General features: G+C 37.3%; 18 protein-coding genes. 9 read left to right on the top strand and 9 right to left on the bottom strand.

The annotated features are described in order from the left end of the window. Positions 1-468 precede the first annotated feature (468 nt). From D7322_RS14910 to D7322_RS14895, 4 genes are all read left to right on the top strand, one after another. Complete coding sequence (locus tag D7322_RS14910; protein ID WP_121125081.1) at positions 469-966, top strand: DinB family protein; 498 nt, start codon at positions 469-471, stop codon at positions 964-966. Between the two features lie 558 nt (positions 967-1524). Then, positions 1525-2142, top strand: coding sequence for a zinc-ribbon domain-containing protein (locus tag D7322_RS14905; RefSeq protein ID WP_121125080.1), 618 nt, complete (start codon positions 1525-1527; stop codon positions 2140-2142). Positions 2143-2435: 293 nt separating this feature from the next. After that, positions 2436-2987: a putative glycolipid-binding domain-containing protein gene (locus D7322_RS14900; protein WP_121125079.1), complete on the top strand. Its 552-nt coding sequence runs from the start codon at positions 2436-2438 to the stop codon at positions 2985-2987. Positions 2988-3248: 261 nt separating this feature from the next. Beyond that, complete coding sequence (locus D7322_RS14895; protein WP_121125078.1) at positions 3249-5537, top strand: family 20 glycosylhydrolase; 2289 nt, start codon at positions 3249-3251, stop codon at positions 5535-5537. A 103-nt stretch (positions 5538-5640) separates the two neighbouring features. On the opposite strand, the gene D7322_RS14890 is transcribed toward D7322_RS14895, so the two are convergent. Then, a complete protein-coding gene (locus D7322_RS14890) occupies positions 5641-6309 on the bottom strand; it encodes a class I SAM-dependent methyltransferase (protein ID WP_121125077.1) in 669 nt (222 codons plus the stop codon). A gap of 353 nt (positions 6310-6662) precedes the next feature. Between D7322_RS14890 and D7322_RS14885 the strand changes: the two genes are divergently transcribed. Both D7322_RS14885 and D7322_RS14880 read left to right on the top strand, forming a co-directional pair. Then, positions 6663-7220, top strand: coding sequence for a hypothetical protein (locus D7322_RS14885; RefSeq protein WP_121125076.1), 558 nt, complete (start codon positions 6663-6665; stop codon positions 7218-7220). Between the two features lie 294 nt (positions 7221-7514). Next, positions 7515-7883: a response regulator gene (locus tag D7322_RS14880; protein ID WP_121125075.1), complete on the top strand. Its 369-nt coding sequence runs from the start codon at positions 7515-7517 to the stop codon at positions 7881-7883. Between the two features lie 259 nt (positions 7884-8142). On the opposite strand, the gene D7322_RS14875 is transcribed toward D7322_RS14880, so the two are convergent. Then, positions 8143-8457, bottom strand: a complete 315-nt coding sequence (locus tag D7322_RS14875; RefSeq protein ID WP_317125731.1) for a winged helix-turn-helix transcriptional regulator — start codon at positions 8455-8457, stop codon at positions 8143-8145. Positions 8458-8732: 275 nt separating this feature from the next. Here D7322_RS14875 and D7322_RS14870 point away from each other — a divergent pair, with 275 nt between their 5' ends. Next, complete coding sequence (locus D7322_RS14870) at positions 8733-9416, top strand: YceI family protein (protein ID WP_121125073.1); 684 nt, start codon at positions 8733-8735, stop codon at positions 9414-9416. 114 nt (positions 9417-9530) lie between these two features. Here the strand turns inward: D7322_RS14870 and D7322_RS14865 are convergent, their stop codons facing one another. The 7 genes from D7322_RS14865 to D7322_RS14830 form a co-directional block, all read right to left on the bottom strand. After that, entirely contained in the window at positions 9531-11195 is a 1665-nt protein-coding gene (locus D7322_RS14865) for a tetratricopeptide repeat protein (RefSeq protein WP_147430429.1), read from the bottom strand. Between the two features lie 483 nt (positions 11196-11678). Then, the gene (locus tag D7322_RS14860; protein ID WP_121125071.1) at positions 11679-13208 is read right to left on the bottom strand and encodes a DUF2931 family protein; all 1530 of its coding nucleotides are present in this window, start codon (positions 13206-13208) and stop codon (positions 11679-11681) included. Positions 13209-13778: 570 nt separating this feature from the next. Next, positions 13779-14183 (bottom strand): VOC family protein, encoded by a 405-nt coding sequence (locus D7322_RS14850; protein WP_121125069.1) that lies wholly within the window; start codon positions 14181-14183, stop codon positions 13779-13781. 444 nt (positions 14184-14627) lie between these two features. Further along, complete coding sequence (locus D7322_RS14845) at positions 14628-15071, bottom strand: hypothetical protein (protein ID WP_147430428.1); 444 nt, start codon at positions 15069-15071, stop codon at positions 14628-14630. Between the two features lie 336 nt (positions 15072-15407). Then, the gene (locus tag D7322_RS14840) at positions 15408-16163 is read right to left on the bottom strand and encodes a hypothetical protein (RefSeq protein ID WP_121125067.1); all 756 of its coding nucleotides are present in this window, start codon (positions 16161-16163) and stop codon (positions 15408-15410) included. Between the two features lie 12 nt (positions 16164-16175). After that, the gene (locus D7322_RS14835) at positions 16176-16997 is read right to left on the bottom strand and encodes a DUF6882 domain-containing protein (protein WP_121125066.1); all 822 of its coding nucleotides are present in this window, start codon (positions 16995-16997) and stop codon (positions 16176-16178) included. Positions 16998-17007: 10 nt separating this feature from the next. Continuing rightward, a complete protein-coding gene (locus D7322_RS14830; protein WP_121125065.1) occupies positions 17008-17241 on the bottom strand; it encodes a hypothetical protein in 234 nt (77 codons plus the stop codon). Between the two features lie 217 nt (positions 17242-17458). On the opposite strand from D7322_RS14830, the gene D7322_RS14825 reads away from it, so the two are divergent. Both D7322_RS14825 and D7322_RS14820 read left to right on the top strand, forming a co-directional pair. Continuing rightward, on the top strand, positions 17459-18202 hold the full coding sequence (locus D7322_RS14825) for a LytR/AlgR family response regulator transcription factor (RefSeq protein WP_121125064.1): 744 nt from the start codon (positions 17459-17461) through the stop codon (positions 18200-18202). Further along, entirely contained in the window at positions 18199-20118 is a 1920-nt protein-coding gene (locus D7322_RS14820; protein WP_121125063.1) for a sensor histidine kinase, read from the top strand. The genes D7322_RS14825 and D7322_RS14820 overlap by 4 nt, the downstream gene beginning before the upstream one ends. Positions 20119-20783: the final 665 nt, after the last annotated feature.

Genomic DNA, 20783 nt, shown 5'->3' with positions numbered 1-20783 from the left:
AATAAATTTTATCGAAAACAACATAAAAAACAGATTAATTCACATTTAAACAGCTCCTTTTCCATTATTCTCGTCTTATTTTTTTGTATCTGAAAAAATGAAAAGAAACCGCTATGTCACTAACAATGCCAGCCAAAGTCTACTATTATCCACTTAAAATCAGAGACAACAGATTTGTTACGTTGCAATACCTGTCAAAAATCATCTTTGGCACAGAAATCGCATATTATAAAATTCATAATTTAGGTTAATAATTGGTTAGGTTAGACCGCTTGAAGTTCCCCGCTTCAAGCGGTTTTTTTTATTATAAATCTTCATATTTAAATCCATACTGACACATAGCTGTCAATATCCAAACCTATCTTTGAACCTAGCAAAAAAAACAGAATGAACGATCCTTTGTTTAAAAGGATGGAAAAAAATAAGATGAATACATCAAAATATTAAACTAATATATTCCAAAACAAGATGAACACACTCCAACAACTAACATCTGAACTTGAAAATGAGTACCAGATCACCAAAAATTTTATTAAACTTTTTCCAGAAGGCAAAAATGACTATGCCCCACATGAAAAAAGCATGAAAATCATGCCCCTTGCGACCCATCTGGTGGAGGTATTTGAATGGCCAAGTACAATTTTGAAAACGTCCGAACTGGACTTTGCAGATGGGGGGTACACGCCTACTATTTTATCAACGCGTGAAGACTTACTCAAGAAACTAGACCAAGACTATGAAGCAGGCAAAAAAGCTTTAGAAAATGCAACTGAAGAGGATTTAATTCCGACTTGGACGATCAAGAATGCAGGGCATCAACTGGCGAGTTGGACAAAATATGAGGCAATTCGTCATTCTTTAAATCAGATTACACACCACAGGGCGCAATTGGGTGTTTACTATAGACTGAACAATATTCCCTTACCGTCGAGCTACGGTCCTTCTGCAGATTCACAGAACTTTTAGAATAAAGCAGTTCTTCTTTCTATCTACGGGCTCCGTCCCAGTCTGCTTCGTACCTCAGTCGGGACAGCGTAGGGATGAGTCCATGGTGTCTCCGTGGTGAGTCCGTGGTGAGTCCGTGTCACACTCGCTAAAACCACGTTCGCAAAATGGTCAGACCATGCTAAGATCTGCTCTCAGGTACGATTAACGCCCGAATTAGATACGAATAGTTACCGAAGATATCCCAAATACTCGGACTCGCTTACTGGAAACACGGTCTTTTGAAGTGACGGCGCTAATATTTTAAAAGAAACGTGAACTTAAAATCCATAAAAACTCCGGACTATTGTTGTCCGGAGTTTTTCACGGATTATTTATTAGCTATTAAATAGCTCTCAGTCTTTGAAAATATACTTTATGTTGGGACGAGTCCATATGCCGAATAGCATTCTTGTATTCATCAACCATAATGGCATAATTTTTGAAAAAATATTATCGACAAACCAATTAAATAGTACACAAAACGGGCGAAAAACCCATAAGCCAAAAATATAGAAACAGTATATCTAAACCTTGAATATGATTATTTTCGGAACAAGAACAAAACTACTACAAAACAGCTCCAATGCAACTGTGGGAACTTGCAATTATTGCAACTCAGTCGGATCCTTATATGCCTACAAACAGGTAAAATACTTTCATATCTTCTGGATCCCCATTTTTCCATACAGTACAGAAATTATTAGCGTATGTAATCATTGTAAAAAAGTAAATTACCAACGTGAGATTGATCCCCAAACCCTCGCAACAATCCGTTCAAGCGGTATGCCGAAGACACCCGTTGGATATTTTTCTGGATTAATACTCATCGGTCTTTTCTTCGGATCTGCGGCCGCAGCGGGAATATCCGGATCCATTAAAACAAAAAAATACCTGGAAAGTCCGGTTGCTGGTGATGTATATGAAATCAAACGGAAAGAAAATGGGAAGTCCATGTACACCTTATACCGTGTTGCCAATGTCACAACGGATTCCATTACTTTCGACGTCAACGACTACGAAGCAGAGGGAACGAAAGGTCTTCGGAAATTGAGGGAACAACGCAGCGATAATTACTCAGAAAAAGTCACTTTAGCCCGCGCAGAAGTTGTCAAAATGAAAGATGATAATCAGATATCGTCAATAGAAAGAAAATAGAACTGGAGCTTATGGACAAATCTGTTCTTAAATGAAACACATTATTCTAGCAAGCCTTATCTATTCTACTGAAATTTATCATCCAGTAGCAATTGATAAGTTCAATATATGACTTACATCAGGATAAGTTTCTATATTAATTCCATTACAAACTGCTATGCAAGAGAATATGGAGCTGTGATTTTCACTTTCATCAATGCAAAAATCAATATCAACCAACGAGTCAAAAACGAAGTCGAACAAGAACAACGACAACATAGGTTGCCCGTTAAATAATTACTTAATATAGCGAGATGAAAACAGTATTATGGCAGGGAATCGCTTTCCCCTCTCTAGAGTATTTCAGTTTACAGGAAAAGGAAGATTATTATATTGTGGCATCAAAAATAATAGGTTCCTATCAGCAAAAAATTTATTCGGCCTCCTATCGACTGATTATAAACAAACAATGGAAGATCGAAGAATTTCTTATTGATTCTGAAGTCAATATGACCAAAAACATCCTAACTGGGAAAAAAACGGGTATCAATTGGGAAATCAATCATTTCGACAATCCAAGCTTCAAGGGTTTTCATTATATAGATATCTCTTTAACTCCTTTTACAAACACGCTACCGATAAACAATCTACAGCTTAAAATTGGTGATTCAAAAGAAATAGATATCATCTATATCGACCTAATCAACAGCGACATTACTCCAGTTCGGCAACGTTATACAAGGACAGATTTACACGAATATCTGTACGAAAATATAGTCAGTGATTTCACCGCTTATATTCAGGTGGACGAGAACGGACTGATCCTAAACTATCCAGGTTTATTTGAAAAGATAGCCGGAAACTAGTTTCGGTTATCCCAAAATAAAATCAACGCAAAGCCATCCCTCAACCTTATCCTACCAATACCTGGTCAAAAAAAACAAATCGGCATCTATATAGGTGTAATAACTGTGCTACTAGATAACAGTGCTATTAGGATACGTTTTTATTACCTTCGTTTACATAAAATATTTCTATATTGGTTGCGAGTTTTTCATGCTAAACCGACAAATTCTATTTGGCAAGCTCTTAAACACATAATTATTAAAAAATCACAAAAAAACTTTATGCATAAAGCTATTTCACTGATCCTGCTATTGTTTGCTTTCTATTGTCCTCGTACAAGTTATGCGCAAGAAAAAAATCATATCCCCCAGCTGATACCTTTTCCCGAACAACTGGAATCATCTACGGGTTTCTTTCAACTAGCCAAGGGAGAACTCTCTTATACAATTGATTCCGACATCTCCTCAAACGCTCTAGACCAATGGGTACGTCAATCGTTATTCGGGGACATCACTAAAAAGAAGGTGACACATGCCAATGCAACACTACGATTGATAAAAAAAAGTAGTCTTTCCAAAGAAGGTTATGAATTAACGATTGATAAAAAAGGAATACAGGTTTCCGCTTCTTCGGATCAGGGGCTATTTTACGGACTACAGACAATACAACAACTGTATCTTCTTGCTAAACCTAATGGCGATATTCGTTTGCCTTATCTGTCGATTAAAGATCAACCGGCATTTCAGTGGCGCGGTGTAGAACTTGATGTAGCGCGACATTTTTTCTCAAAAGATTATTTATACAAGTTTATAGATCTCTTGTCTTCCTATAAATTCAATAAGCTTCACTTGCATCTCACAGATGATCAAGGTTGGCGTATCGAAATAAAAAAATACCCAAAACTTACTTCACAAGGTGCGTGGAGAACTTATAATAACCAAGATTCGGCCTGTCTTGCCAAAGCGAAAGAGAATCCGGATTTCAATTTACCCAGTGAACACAAACGTATCCATAACGGGCGAGAAGAGTATGGCGGATTTTACACCCAACAGGATATCAGGGATATCGTGGCCTATGCGTCGAGCAGGCATATGGAGATTATACCGGAGATAGATATGCCCGGGCACATGATGATCGCGACGAAAGCCTATCCCGAGCTACTCCTAGACAGTGCCACTGCAGGTTGGGGAAAACAGTTCTCGGTACCAATCAGTCCATGGAAAGAAAGTACTTATACATTCATAGAAAACGTACTTAGCGAGGTTATCGAGCTTTTCCCTTCCGCTTATATTCATATTGGTGCCGACGAAGTGGAAAAAGACTCCTGGTCAAATTCAGCCACAGCTAAAGCATTTATGAAAGAGAAAGGCATAGCAAATTTACATGACTTACAAAGCTATTTTGTAAAACGTGTAAATAACTTCATACGTTCGAAAAACAAACGCAGCATTGGCTGGGATGAAATCCTTGATGGCGATTCGGATACTTCGATGACAGTTATGTATTGGCGGGGATGGGTGAAAAACGCACCTCGGGAGGCGGTCAATCGTGGCCATCGTCTCATCATGACACCTACCAATCCGTTGTATTTTGACTACCTTCCTAATAGTAGTAGTCTGGATGCGGTGTATAACATGTCTGTCATACCATCCGATATTCCCAGTAACAGATCAAATTTAGTCCAGGGCGCGCAGGCAAACATCTGGACAGAAATGATTCCGTCGACAGCCCGATTAGAATTTATGATTCTGCCAAGGCTGAGCGCATTGGCAGAGCGGGTCTGGACCAACAAATCACTATATGAGAGCTATAGAAATAGATTAATCGCTCACTTTGGGCTTTGGAACAAGATGGGCCTACGTTACCGTATGCCAGATTTAAAAGGCTTTGCCGATACTCAGGTGATTGTTGACGGACAATCCATCTTGAAAATTGAAAATGAACTTCCGGAAAACGCTATCCATTATACGACTGATGGCAGTTTACCGACTCAGAAAAGCCCAGTACTAAGCGATTCGCTTATTGTCAAAAACGAAGGAGCCATACGTTTCGCAACGATATCTTCTTCAGGAGCAAAGAGCGAATTGTACCAGGTGAATTTCAAGAAAGACGGCTGGAAAAAAGGTGTTACCGAAAATGTAAAGAATATGCGTACGGGATTGACCGCAACGCTATTTAGTGGAACATTTGCAAACACAGCTGCAATAACAGGCAAGGCGGTACACCAAGAGATTATTAAGAATATCCATTTGAGTGATACCATCAAAATGCCTGCCTTTGGCGCAAAAATTAAGGGTTATCTATATGTGAAAGAAAAGGGGATCTATAATTTCTATTTCACTTGTGACGACGGTGGCGTCTTACGCATTCATAATCAGGTGGTGGTAGACAATGACGGGCAACATGCACCAATCATGAAGAGTGGACAGATGGCCCTCGAATCCGGATATCATCCGATAACCGTTGACTTTTTAGAAGCCGGCGGAGGTTTTACACTAAAACTTCAATATAGTGTTAACGGTTCTAAAGTCACTGACATACCCAATGATTGCTTCTTCCATAAAAACTAGATAAGGCCGCCCGCAATAGGAGAGCATTGGAAAATTATCCATTAATAAGGGCTTTTTCAGTGCCCTCCCGAAATAGGGCGTTTTTTTGTCACATCTTTTGAAACTATTTTTTCCTTGTCATCCAGCCCATATAAATAGCTGATTGAAAAAAACGCACCGGAGCCTCAAAGCCTGCTTCAACACATAAGGCCGCAAGCCGGTCCTCAGGTACATGAAAAAGTTCCTTCTCTATCCTATTCAGTCGATGATTGATCTGTTCTTCTGTAATATCATCAGGCAATAGGAGTCTTAGAATTTTCAGATTTTCCCTGATCATCCGTTCATCCCCGGTAATATCCAGCATCACAAACAATGCCCCTGAGACTAGCCTATCTCCGATTTGCTTCAGCAATTCTAATTTGCTCCCATTATCTTCAAGAAAATGAAGAACCAACAATAGGGTGGCCGCATCGTATTTTCTGTCAACCTCCAAATCACCGATTAACGCTTCAATAAGCCTAACGTTCGTATATCCCTCAAGTTTCTGTCTGGCTTGCTGAATCATTTCCGGCGAGGGGTCTATACCTGTTACATTCCATTTCTTTTGCTTAGCTACAAGTTTTTGGATCTCGTTACCGGTTCCACAGCCAACAACCAATATTTCGGTCCGGGCCGAATCCCAAAACAACTTAGGTAAAAAATCCAAAAAATACCGATAATTTGGTATCCAAGCTTCTACAAACTGATCGTAGCCACTTGCTCTTTCATTTTCAAATAATTCTACTTTGCTCACACTTCAAAATATTTAGCTTACCACAAACTAATTAAACACTAAATTTATTGCTAGACTATAAAGATAGCTGAATTGAACCAAAGTCTATTTCGATTAAAAAAAAGTATATTCAAAAGACAATTCGACCAATGTGCTCTGGCTGTATTCATCGGGAATAGATTGTCCGACAAGAATCATTATAATTGAAAAACACATCGCCTTTCATTGAGCACTGTATAGAATCAAAACTTTTACTATCTTTATTATACTTAGCCAGAGTTATGATAACGACAAATATAGAGCGACCTGTTTAATCGGATGCAATTCAGACAATTTTGTTAAAGTCATACTCGAATACATATTAACAATACCATATGAGCTTTTTAAATTTCTTGAAAGGACAGCGTAGATTAAGTCAGATTGACGTCAGTGAAGACCAAGATTTTGTTGATCTACAATTAACCATAACAAAGAGCTGGAATGATGAAAATTTAAATTACATTATTCAGGCAAAGGGTCTTTGGGAAAAAGAAACCGTTGGTATCGAAGTCTCATTTCGACGTGATATGAAACTAGGAATTGTAAATACAGAAGTTGACAAAAAAAGATTTTATCAAGAAGGAATTAGCTTTCATTCTATGGGGGAATTAAGTGATAATTTTACGAAGGCTTTAAGTGCATTGTTTAAAACTGAAGGCAGCTCTTTCAAGATGAATGAGACCGTTGGCTCTACGGCATTTGTACTCAGTGGCCAACCTGAATATTTTGACGAAGAGTATATAAAGACCAAAATTTTCTTCGTCGACACGAACAAAAAAGAGAATTATGCGGAATGGTATGTGAATATTGACCTAAAAAATAGAATTCTTGAATTAAGAGAAAAAAATCCGGAATACCGAAAAAATATCTTAAATATGCTGACTATTATTTAGTTTTTAACACCTGTACATCGTAAGACAACTAATTTTCATCGAATAAGCTCCGATATCGGTACCACGTCTTTGACTCCTTTTAATACACCAAATACTATTTATCCGTTAAAAAATGGTAAAACAGTAGTTTAAATACCCGAATAACATTCGATATACTATGTCGATTTAACCTTTTGAAATATTACCCATATTAACAAAAAGGGTATTTTTTACTCTAAAAAAAACAAGTATTTACCCTCTACCTTGCGTATTTGTTTTTATCTATTTTAGCCCTACCTTTTAAAAAGCTACCATATGTCCAATAAAACAATACTCATGCTCGACGATGACAAGCATGTTCTTGAAGTATGTACGATTATTCTCGAAACCATCGGTTATCGTATCGAAGTATCTGAGACTTCCCATGATATCATTGAAAAAGTTGAAGAAGTACAACCAGATTTAATTCTAATGGATAATTGGATTCCTAAAATTGGCGGTGTTGCAGCAACGCGTCTACTTAAATCTCACCCCTCCTTCCGGGATATTCCAGTAATATATCTCTCTGCAAATACTGATATACAACAGTTAGCCAAACAAGCAGGAGCAGACAGTTATTTAGCAAAGCCATTTGACCTTGAAGATTTAGAAAATATGGTGGCAGATTTATTATGTTGTTCTTAAGAATCAAGCAATTCATACTGCTCTTCTTTTAGTAGATTAGATCATAAATTCTTTAACAAACATACGATTAATATATTTCTCCAAAATATCAACAGTCAAAAATCAGATCAGACGTATCAGGTTCTTTTACAGACAAAAATTCCTACATCTATATTCCAAAACAAGACTTAGGAACCCAGAAACCAATTTTTCTTTGGTTCAAATGTACTTATCATCTAGCCAAATTACTGCGCTATAATAAACTACTGGAATCAACGGGCTACACAACCGATTCGCTGATCTCAGTTCTATGATAAAGTGTATTTCTATAGGTGATCCCCCATTTTGCGATTTCGTCGATAATAGGTCCAAGTGTTCGCCCACAATCAGTCAGTTCATATTCCACCGTCAGTGGCTTGGTATTCAATACGGTTCTTCTAATAAGTTGATTCATTTCCAAATCTTGTAGCTCTTTGGACAACATTTTTGCGCCAATGCCATCAACCTCGCGCAATAATTCCATAAAACGCAGCTTCTCAAATAACATTAACGAACCTATTATGTGAAATTTCCATTTACCAGTCAAAATCTCCATGGTATCCTTTATGGCTAGTATCCTTGTTTTGCAACCGCTGGACGAACTTGATAACGCTTCTTTTTTCATTGATCCGATCTCCTTATATAGTACAAAAATACGGAATTACGGGATGACAGCATACTATCTTTTTGGAAAGTAGTTTCTTTAAGGAAACTAATACCAAAAATAAACTATCTATGCTATACCTTTGTGTTGATAATTGAAATGGCATGGTTGATGCCGATAAGATATAATAGTGCAAACATCATATTAAAAAATAAAACGATTAAAACATGAAAAAACAACTAATCTCGGGTTTAGCCCTTATTTTATTATTCGCATCTTGTCAGAATACAGGTGGCGACAAAGCTAAGACAACATCAGCACAAGAAGTGACTGAGCAAAAAGGCCAGACTTATACTGTAGACGCAGACAAAAGCACATTAAAATGGACAGGTTACCACAAAGGTGGCTTGAATCCTAGATATGGTGTTTTAAAAAGCGAGGGTACTCTTTCCGCTGAAAACAATGCGATAACCGGTGGTACTTTTACGATTGACGTCAATTCCATTGTAACAGATAGCGCTTCGGTGGATCCAACAACTGCCGGTGGTAAAAAATCAACAGATTTAGATGCACACTTGAAAAGTGCTGACTTCTTTGATACAGCTAAATACCCAACAGCTAAATTTGAAATCACGAAAGTTGCCCCATTTGACGCTTCTCAAGGAAAAAGTGTCGTTGCTGATGCGACAAATACTGTCAGCGGTAACTTGACAATCAAAGACAAAACAGTAAACGTAACATTTCCTGCAAAAATCACGTTCAACGGAAATGAAGTTACTTTCTATTCTAAATTTACGATTCAAAGACAAGATTGGGGACTTTCCTATGGTACCGAAGGTAATCCACAAGATTGGATGATCGCACAAAATGTTGACATTGAACTTAATGTTTTAGCAAATAATACAAAATAGCAGGTTTCTAATAGCTACTACAGCTTCCTAAGATTCCAAATATAAACAAGCAAGCTTTTCTCTGAGCTTGCTTGTTTATGCTATAGTTATTTTTATCCCTTTTATTTATGGTAATCAGCGTGAAATAGTTCGGTCAACAGAGATTGCCCCTTGATCTTGCGCCTCCATTTTTTTCTTTAGACGTTGTTTGGCCTTTTTGATGGCTTCCGTTGAAACACAAAGGAGTTCACTCATGCTACTGTTGTTTAGATCTAATTTTTGAAGGGCAAGTATACGCAAATCATTATCTGTTATTTTTGTATAGTTTTTCTTCATTTGTGACAGGTACCCCGGATAGACCTTATCAAAAACATGTTTAAATTTAAGCCATCTTTCATCTGTCATAATATGTGTTTGCAACATGGCATTTAAGTTATCGGTGACCTGAGCCATATAGGCAGGGTTTTGCTCCGAAACTTTAACAATTTCTTGCCTTAGCTGTTGAATCGTTGTATCATTTTGCTTAATCGTATCGGTAAATTCGCTGAGAGAATCCTTTAAAATCACAAGTTCTTGATCAAGTAATTGCTTTTCATAAGCGAGAGTGAGCCGGTCCTTCTCCAGAAGGGCATTGCTCATTTTTATCTTTGTTTTTGATCTATTTATTAACAGCAATATGATTGTAAAGACCAGAATCAAGAAAATTCCAATAAATTGGTATATCCGCTTGCTGTGAAGTCTTTTTTCTTCCGTAGATTGAATAGTTCGATTATATCTTTCTGTCTCCCGCTGCCACATAATCTTTTGTATCTCCTTATCATTTATTCTTTTTTCCAATGAGTCTTTCAAAGCAAGATAGATATGCAATTGCTTAAGTTCATCTTCTTTTTGATTCAACCCATGGGCGATGTCGGATAGCAATTTTGATGCATCCATCTTGTATTTCAAAAAATAAGGCTTTTCTTCCATCAAATTGATGCCAGATACAACGTGTTGCTTGGCCAATTTCCATTCTTTAAGGGCAAGATACCAGCTTGCTAAATTCAGATTTGCCCGCATGGCATCCTTCCGCTCATCATATCGCATGGAAAGATCTATATTTTTCCGAATCAAAGCAATTGCTTTTTGCCTGTCTCCCGATTTCCATGCCTGATCAGCAAGATTCCCAGAAATAATACCGATCCAAACAGAATCTTTCGCCAGTTTTGCTTCTTCCATCGCACGATTTAGATAAATTAGCGCCTCACGATTGAGCGAATCCTTGGAGAGGTAAACGGCTATCGCATTAGTTAGGTCAACACGTTCCCTGGAAGCGCGTTTCGAAAAAGGCAATGCTTCCTGTAAGTAAGTAACCGCACTCGCCTGATCTCCAATGTAGCTATAAAAATTAGCGATGAACTGGTAGTGTTTAACGAGCAATGGAATTTTTCGGATATCAATTTTTGACTTTAAATCGTTTGCCCGCAAAAAGAATGGAAATGCGTCCTTTACTTTTCTATAAACATAGTTATAGTATCCCTGCCGTGCATAGCCTGTCATTTCCAGTTCAATATTATTATACTTTTGAAGCAATTGTTGCGCAAGGAGGTAATATTGATCGGAAATACCATTCGTTCGATCAAATGCAATGGAATACCCGTCGGCCATACGCATATAATATCCCCATTTCAATATAAAGTTATTTTTCTCATTGGCGATTTCTAATACAGGTTGTAGTGATTTTTTTAATGCCAAGGTATCCTTCCCAAAATTGACAGGAAGCTGCAAAACAGCTTCAAGCTGACGAAGGGGATCTTCCATAGGCAGTATTTTTTCTATAGATTGTCCGAAAGCTATATGCGTATTTGTAATTGTCAGGATAGTTAGAAAAAACAGTGAAAGCAAATAAATTTTCATTCTCAAAAGGTCAATTTTTTGTATAAATGGCTAACTGATAATGAGTCAACTCCCAATAGATCGCAATAACAAATACAGCACAATCAAAATTTGACAAGCTCATTTTACCGGTAGGATTCTCCAGCCGCTATCAGAATAACTTTTTAAATGATTTGGCAAAATGGCTAATATTGATTTACAAAACGAGGTTATTGTTTCTCGATCCATTGTTGTAAATATACAATTTATCTGTGGAAGAGATCGGTCTGTATATTAAAAAATTGTACGCGCTGACTATCTAAAAAATATAGATCTATTTACTTTTTATATCTTTATTTAAATGAGGATATGCTATAATTACAAGATGCAAAAGATCTTTCAAAATCATAAGGGTTTATATCAATAAAATCAGAACTTCTTACCATATTCAATGATTTTGGTTTCCATAAGTAAAAGCTGCTGGTCTCCATTTTTTAATTGTACGGTTCCCTTGCCATTTTGGGTATCTACGGTAATTTCCATTTCAGCCGCTATATTTTTAGCGCGATCAAAAAAAGCAATGAATTTTTTAAAAATATCCGCTTCATCAAATTCAAAATTTACAGCACAACGGTTTTGATTATGATCAGACCATGTGATATATATCTGTCGTGGAATTCCCCTTTTTTCAAAGGCTATATTTTGTGCTCTTTCATCAAAAGCAAAACGTTCAGCATTAAAATAAAGGAAACTAGCATCGAATTTTTTGATTTCTGGAGCGATCACAAACTTTGGACACCATGTATAAGCCGTCCCTATTTTGTCCCAGTAATCATCAGAAACAGGTTGGTCTTTTTTTGCTAGCTGTATAGCCAAAGGAACGATCATGGTATCTGTCAGTACCTTATTGCGCCACTCCTGATTGAATAAATCACCATGCACCATTTCCTTACTGTCAGAAACCTTCTGATCAATACTAATTTTTTTCGCCTGATACTGACCGATCCCGGTCTGACGATAACCAGTTCCAGCAGCCCATATCACCAACCTCCCCCCCGGAGCAAACCCAAAAATAATCTTATCATAATGTTCTTCAACGTCGCTAGTTGCTCTTCGCTCTACATAAGATTGTTTAAAAAGTGTGAGCAATTTATTGTAGTCTATTGTGTCCTGGAATTGGTAAAAAGCATTTTCCGAGAACGAGTACCAAGTAACGTCAATTGCTTTGGGCAATGACATCATCCTTTTATAGGTCTCGGCTCCTGCCTCGCCCCATTTCGCATGATAATTCACGGTATTTCCCTCACTAAACGTGAATTCATAATTTTTATCTTTTGGGAAGATGAACCTCCCCTTATAAAGTTGTACTGGATAGCCTGCAGGATTACTCATTGCTCCGGCCCATTCAAATCTTCCCTCTTTTAAATTATCTGCCTGATCTCTCCGCTCCTGTTCAGCTTCCTTAATCTCTCGACCAACAGTTGAAAAAATAGATACGATCACACTAAAAAAAATACAGGCCAAAAATGTTAGTGTCAAAGCTTTCCACGATCGCAAACCCCAAATGAATGTGACGCTACTGAATAAGCTCAAAAAAACACTCAGAATTAAAATCAAAGGGAACATTTCTGAAATTACCCCGCCTAGATCAGCGTATATCTCATGTTCATGTTTGTCGCCCAGCGTACCAAAAAATAGCAGTACAGGTAACAATGTGGAAAATATAAAGTAAAGCAAAAAACTGTAAATACCTTCAAAGACAATACTAGGCTTGTCAAATACATTGAATTTTTTCCGAAGCTTATTGAAAAGGAAATAAATAAGGGTAATTAAAAGAAAATAGGGTGAAATACAAAATGCTGCATAAACCAAATTCATATCGGCATCTTGTGTTAACAACATGGCCAATAATCCCAAAAGAGTAATCACAAAGGCTGAAATTATAGCTTTAAGAACCATATATGGATTTTATTATTTATAGAACAACTTTACCCAAAAGTAATAAGAAATGGAATTATATATACAAAACAATTCATATTCAAGGGAATTCAATGCATATTCGTTCTTTTTCCGCAAATCAGTTAAAAGACCGAGGATCACAACAGTATCCTCCTTATGTCAGATCGGAATGGATAAGTCATAAACCCGATGCAGTTTACCACAAACGGCGTGACATTACTGGTCGCACTTTTGTAGAACAGGACTTTGTTAAGAGGTCACGTTTACGCCGTTCACGACGACAACGTTTAAATTAACGATTTGAACGAGCTAAAGGGCTTCAGCCAAATTATTGTTGGATTTCCTAATTCTGAATGAAGACGCTACCGCTATATTCCTTGCGGCGGAGTCCTTTAAAATGGGGTGTTATGGTCAATACAACATTGGCCTTCTCATTCAAAAAAATCCTTTTAAGCAGAAAATTGAAAAGAGATTTAACAATTTCCATCGCCCACCAAACATTCAATGAGATCGAAAGTTATCAGGCAGGCGATGGTTACCTGAAAAAATTTACTGTCAGGATATGCGGTATTAAGCCCCCGGAAATTTACTCATATCCATATAAAATATCTCCCAAGTGTGGCCATCATAATCTTCCACCTTTCTTAATTGCATAAAACCATGATCCATCATTGGCATAGGCTCTGTTCCTCCTGCTGCTAGCCCTTTTTCAACAATTTCATTTACCCGCTCCACGCTTTCCACAGAGAGAGCAAATAGTCCGGCTATATGACTTTTTGTATCCGCTATCGGTTTATTCGTAAAGGATTTAAATTTATCATGGGTCATGATCATTACAAAAATGTGCTCACTCCATACCATACATTTAGAGTCATCATCGCAAAATTGTAGATTTACCTCAAAACCTAATTGAGTATAAAAAGTCATTGATTTGTTTACATCCGCCACAGCGAGATTAATAAATACCTGTTTCATTTTTTAAATTTTAATTGCTATTGATAACACAAAATTGCGCATTACGCTTTACAAAAATCTTGGCCTATGCCAAGATTTAAAAATGCTATGAACATGTTCCACATTAAAATCCTTGCTTTTGATACTTTTCTAATTTAAGTGCAATAAACTGTTTCCTATCACCATTTGTTGCTCGCATACACCAATTCCCAACAAGCATCGAGTATAAATTCCGGTGATCATCCCAATTGTTTCACTATGTTCGCCACCTATGTTGACATTCGCTTTATGTAAAATACAGTTGTTGTCGAGTATAAATTCATAAGACTCAACGCTGACTAAAGATAGTTTTTTGCACCAACCCGAACTTCTTCGGATGTTTTCCAGGTACCGATAAATTACAACAATCGCTATCTCCAATTTTGTTCATTGTCATAATTATTTGCCAAAGATACCTGTATCAACTTATTTGGAAAGCTCGGCAAGCTCTGTTTGAGAGAATATATGCTCCCCCTTGAGATAACTATTCGCATCCTTCAGGTAAATATAAATTATTTTTCTTGCTTCTGGATTAGGCAGCTTATATAGGTTATGTACCAAAAACTGCTTATCCCGCAACCGGTCCCTACTGTAGTTCAAAAAAGATGGCGCATGTGTCTGTACACTCCAACGAATAAAACGCAAATCAATATTATCAGGATATTTGATGATAACCGATTCCAATAATTTCTTACCTTTTTTAAACTGCCCCAATTTTGAAAAAGGATTTCCCATATGCTTTGCCCAAAGAATCTGATAAGCGGCAAGATACCCTTTTTCTGTTGCGGTATTTGCCGTAGCTTCCAATGTTTTCAAATTGGTCTCACAGAGTTTTTTATCTTTAACTGCTGCGGCATAATCAGCCCGCATTTTGTCTACATTTATCTGACCAAAACAATAGATTGTGCTTAAAATAAAAGAAAAACAAATAAAAAATCGTACTACCATTCCAAATTCAATTAAATAAAATCATACATTATTGATACTGAATTTAAACATAAAATGTATCTTCTTATCAGCCAAACAAATCGTTGTGTTAACTTCAAATTCATCCTCAGACTATACTCAGTCTTATTCTAGTTCATATAACAATGGATTAAGTGCAAGAGTTTTCTTATTTTTTTCCTTTCATCAGAAACCGCTTGCTCATTTACCTATCAAAGGCTCCACGACAACCGACTGCCCCCTTTAAGCTTCAACGTGCACCTATTCATCAAACATTCTCGCATCATAACTTTTGATCACAAAGCCACCATGCAAGTATCTCGCTTTTCTTGTTGTTTTCTTCCCATCTGATTGGCGATAAAAAGTATAAGAAATTACCTTATTTTTCACGTCAAATTTTATGGGTATTGGCGGATAAGACTTTAAATGATCCTTACTCGATTGATCACTTTCTGGAGAAGATCTGTTCTGCAACAGGCTTTCATCAACATTTGTCCAGCTACACACCGATAAAAAATGATTATTAGAATCAATCGAGCTCGAATTATCTTGATACAAGTAAGCCTTATAACAGGAAAAAGATAGCTCATCCATTCTTTTGATTAGTAAATACCTATGCTGATCAAGCGAATAGACCGCATGGAAGTAATCAAAGGTTCTTTCTTGCTTATGGATCACATATTTGTTTTTCAACACATAATTCCAATGTTCAAAATTATTTCTGAGGGTGAACAGCTCATACTCCCCAGATTTTTTGAAACTAAAAGCTGAATTTAAACTATCCAATACCTTATCAAAGGTTTTAAAACTTACTATATCCTCTTGCTCAAGTACTTGAATTAATCGTCCCTCAAATTCTTTGGAAAGTGTAGCTTTGGTGTCCGAGTCTTGATTGGCAATCGCTGTGTTGAGATCAAGCAATGCCTGTACAAGTTTTAACTCTTGGTCGTTTTGTCCATAGGACACATGTATAGCTTGAAGCAATAAAACCAACAGCGCTAATTTAAGCAGGCTCATCTGTCCGATTTTCTATCCCTTAAGATTAGAAAGACGCGAAAACTCATCAAAATCTGCGGTGATCGTGTCTCCTCTTTTTGTTGCTGTAAGCCGTGCTCCCTGTTCCGATATTTTATACCCTTTTTCCTCCAGATACCGCTGCAAAGCTATCCTATGATCCATTTCAAATTGGGAAATTAACTGCGGAAAGACAGAAAGTATTCGCAGATGATCATCTTGACGCTGACGGTCAATAAGATCGCTTTTGATTGTCACCAGCATTGCCCCCTGTCCATAATCAGCAATATAATAAGCACTTGCGTTAAACATTCCCGAAGCGATCAAACCAATGCGATGCAACTCGTCTTTGGAAAAATCAAAGCTACTACTACTGAGCAGATCAATCCCTTGATCTTCACCATATTTTTTCAGTTGAAGAGCCTGCTGCATAATATGTTCAGACAGACCAGATTTCTTATTTGCCCATGCCCAAAGCCAAGTTTCGGACGAATGTGAAAAAGTCCCTAAGACCTGAATCGGAAAATCAAGGTTTGGGCCAAAACTGATCTCCTCTTTGCTCATATCAATATTCCAATTATTATTACCGATGACCGTTGCAAAATCATATTGCTTATCAAAGGCAATTCCACCAAATCTTTCAATCAGTTCCTGTTCCGTGCGATAGATCAAGTTATCTTCCGGCTCCTTTATAGACGTGACCTGCCCCACTTTAGCTCCATGTTCCGCTCCTGTAATACCTTCCTCTACTTTAGAACCTTGCTCTACCTTAGCTTCTACTTCGGTACCCTGTCCTGTTTTGGTACCCTTTCCAAAAAGTTTGTTTAAAAATCCCATAATTGTTTCTCTATTTTTTCAATTCAGCCAGTAATTCAGTCCTTATATAGCTCTCCCCGTTAATTGTCAGTATGATTTCATCGATCTGTTTTAAATCAGCTATTATTTTAAGCAATTCATTTTTTCTATCTATTTTGATTTTCTTATTGATAAAAAATTCATGAATATAAAGCGTATTCAATTTCGGAATTGTCTTTAGCTCAGCCAGATCCTTCGCGCTATTGATCTCAATCGCTAATTCCATAGTACTTCATTTTTATGCTTAACTCAAATATACTGAATGCAATAACCAACCTATTTATTACATTTACAATCCGTCAACATCGTTTATGATTCGTGAAATTACTGAATATATCGACTGACGATCTCTATCATATATTGAAAAAAACAGCACGAATATTAAATGAATAAGTTTTTTTTACTCACAATTATTATTTTTACCGAACAGAAAAGTTTGAAAAATGATAACAGTAGCGATAATAGAAGATGAACCCGCTGTCCGTAAGGAAATCAGTTACCTTATACAAGAGGAAACCGACACAGAACTAATTGGTTGGAGCGATAGTGTCAGAACTGCTGTAAAACTAATTGAAGAAAAGAAACCGGATGTGATCCTAATGGATATTCAACTAAAGGATGGTACAGCTTTTGATCTTCTAAAAAAACTCCATGTTATCCCACAAAACGTCATATTCATCACCGCATATAATCATTTTGCCATCAAAGCAATCAAGTATGGTGCCCTAGACTACCTGTTAAAACCAGTTGACCAAACTGAATTAAGAGAAGCTTTAGAACGCTACCGTCGTCGCAGCGACAATAATCCGCAATGGATGCAACAACTAAATATGGCACAAAGTGCAATGCACCATGGCGATTTACCTGAAAGTATAGCTTTGACATCCATTCATAATGTGCGTATTGTTGCTGTTCATGACATCGTCTACTGTAAAGGTGATGGCCCATATACTTTTTTCTTTCTGAGTGACGGTTCCAAAGAACTTATATCCAAACCGCTGAAATATTATGAGGAATTGTTACCCGCCCCATATTTCCTACGTACCCATCAATCCTATCTGGTAAACCGCAAGTATATAACTGGCGTTAACCGCTCCGAGTATATCGTATTAAAAAACAAAGAAGAAATACCTATTTCATCACGACGGAGAAATATAATTTTAACCCAGCTTTTCCCAGACAAATGAAATATCTGCTACGAAGTATTTTCTTTTTGCTGCTTATTTTACATATTGTAGCTTGTGACAAAAGACCGCCTTTTTCTTCCCAAGATCATGATACTGTTTTAGCACAGATAAAGGAGCTCGAAGACATAAGGTTGACGCGTACAAACGGCGACTCGCTCAAGAAAGCTTGGCGGCAACTTAGCGAAAATCCTGATGTAAGAAAAGATACTGTATTCTTTGCAAAAGTTAAATACAATACCGCCCGCTTATATGCCATGCTTCAGCAGGATTCCGCTGGTTTTTTTGTAGAGCAGGCACTCGAATTGATCGAACCCACAAGTGGTAATCTAAAATACAAAGCACTTATCTACAATGGCATTGGCAATATCCGCAGTGCCGAAGCAAAAGAACGAGAAGCGGGCTATTACTACAACAAAGCAGCTGCAATCGTCCTCTCGGACAGCACCGCAGGACTTTCTGCCGAAGCGAAATCAGCCATATTGCTCTCTGCGGCACAAAATAATCTGAGTTCATTTCAGTACAATCTTGCTGAAAAAATGAATCGGGCAGCACTTCCGCTTTCAGATTCACTCCCAGAGGGACACATCAATCGCCAGCGGGTATTCGTACAGATGATTCAAGTATTAAATGCATTGCAGAAACCTGCAAAAGAAATTCTTCCCTATCTCCAGAAACTAGAAGATCTACACCGTACATTTCCAGATAAATATAATATCAGTTTTTTATACGATTCGAAAATACAGTACTTTGAAACAACAAAACAGCAAGATTCTTTATTACATTATCAGTTGCTTAAAATAGAAATTGATGAAAGCTCAGGCGATATAAAGGAGTCTACGGTATTAATGAATAACCTATTCGTAAACTACTGTAATGTCGCAGCAATTTATGTGCTATTCAAGAAGCCTGTGCAAGCAGCACAATATATAGTGAAGGCCAAACAGCTTAGAACACAGTTCCCTAAATTGATCTTTCCGCATAATGAAATACTCTTTCAAAAAAGCTTGGCCGCGCTTTACCGTTTACAGGGCAAAAAGGAAGAGGCAATAACCGTCTTAAATAATATTGTTCAATTACAGAAAAATGTCTATCATTCGGAAAACACGCAAGCTATTGCCGAAATGAATGCATTGTATCAACTACAGGCCAAAGATCAGTCCATTCGCACATTGAATGAAAGCATTAAGATCAATAAACTACAGTTGCAGCAAAACCGCCTATGGCTGGCCATATCCTCTTTGGGTCTTATCTTATTGATTATTATATTATTCTTTCTATACTATAGTTTCCGTCAAAGACGCCTAAGCCAGGAGAAAGAAAAAGTGCTGCTGCAACAGCAATTACTGCGCACACAGATGGAACCACATTTTATTTTCAACACCTTAGCAGCGGTACAGAGTTTTGTGCGATTAGATAAGAAAGAAAGTGCCATCAAGTATCTCAATCGTTTTAGTCGTTTGTTGCGGAGCAATCTGGAGTTAAGTCGAGAAAATCTGGTGCCTTTAAATGAGGAGATCGAAACACTGGAAAATTATCTGACCTTACAGCAAATGCGCTTTGAAGATGCTTTTACCTATCGTATTATACAGCCAGACGAACAAGATCTGAGTGCCATCATGTTACCGCCAATGTTGATACAGCCTTATGTCGAGAATGCCCTATTACATGGTATCGACCTCGAAACCTGTAAAGGCAATATCGACATTCATTTCCAATTGGATGGAGATATTTTATTGGTAGACATCCTTGATAGCGGGAAGTCTGAACCAAATATCCAAGAAACTCCACATCGCTCACTCTCTGGAACAATCAGTCACGAACGCATGCAGCTCCTGGGCAGGAAAGCAAGCATAAAAATCACGAAAAATCCTGAAGGTGGGACATTGGTCAAATTGCAGATACCTGTTACATCCTGAATTTTTTAAGACAATGATTTGGTTATTCTTTATATTTCAATTCGGACTTTATACTTGCCACAATTATTGCATTGGATTTGGCCCGCATTGCAATTTTCCTGTTTTACCAAAAAGATAAAACTCGCTTACTTAGGAATACCATCGTAAAGTCTCCTTTAGGAGGAGGTCTATTATCATTAAAAACGATTGCCTTTGCTTGTCTTATGATTCCAACGCTATGTCTTCTCTATTTTAGTTTATTAGGCAAGTTTGCCAATATTAACCTGAGTTTTATTCTAGCCTATTACAGCACAGCAATTATTAGTTTTCTACTGCTTATCCTTTCTTCCAAAATTCATCAAAAGCTACAAGTAAGCTATTCTTCTGTAGGTAAAATCAGGCTACTATTTGTTATTGAAATATGCCTGCTCATGGCCTTGCTCTTTTTTGCAACGAAAGTTGATACAATGAGTTTTATTTCGACAAACGAGCGTATAGACCACATATCAAATCCGTAAGATTGATATTTTGCGAATCGTAAAAACTATTTACGATTTGTAAATATCACTGCTGTGGCCAGCATTCCTTTCTTAGCTTTGATAAATCAGTAATGGTAGGTACATGAAAAATACGTTCTTTAATATCGCATGCATTAGACGAATCATAAGTTTCGCTATCCTTATTGT

Source organism: Sphingobacterium puteale (assembly GCF_003627955.1).
In the GTDB taxonomy this organism is placed as follows: domain Bacteria; phylum Bacteroidota; class Bacteroidia; order Sphingobacteriales; family Sphingobacteriaceae; genus Sphingobacterium; species Sphingobacterium puteale.
Note: the sequence above shows the minus strand (reverse complement) of the source record. Positions and strands in the feature narration are given on the sequence as shown.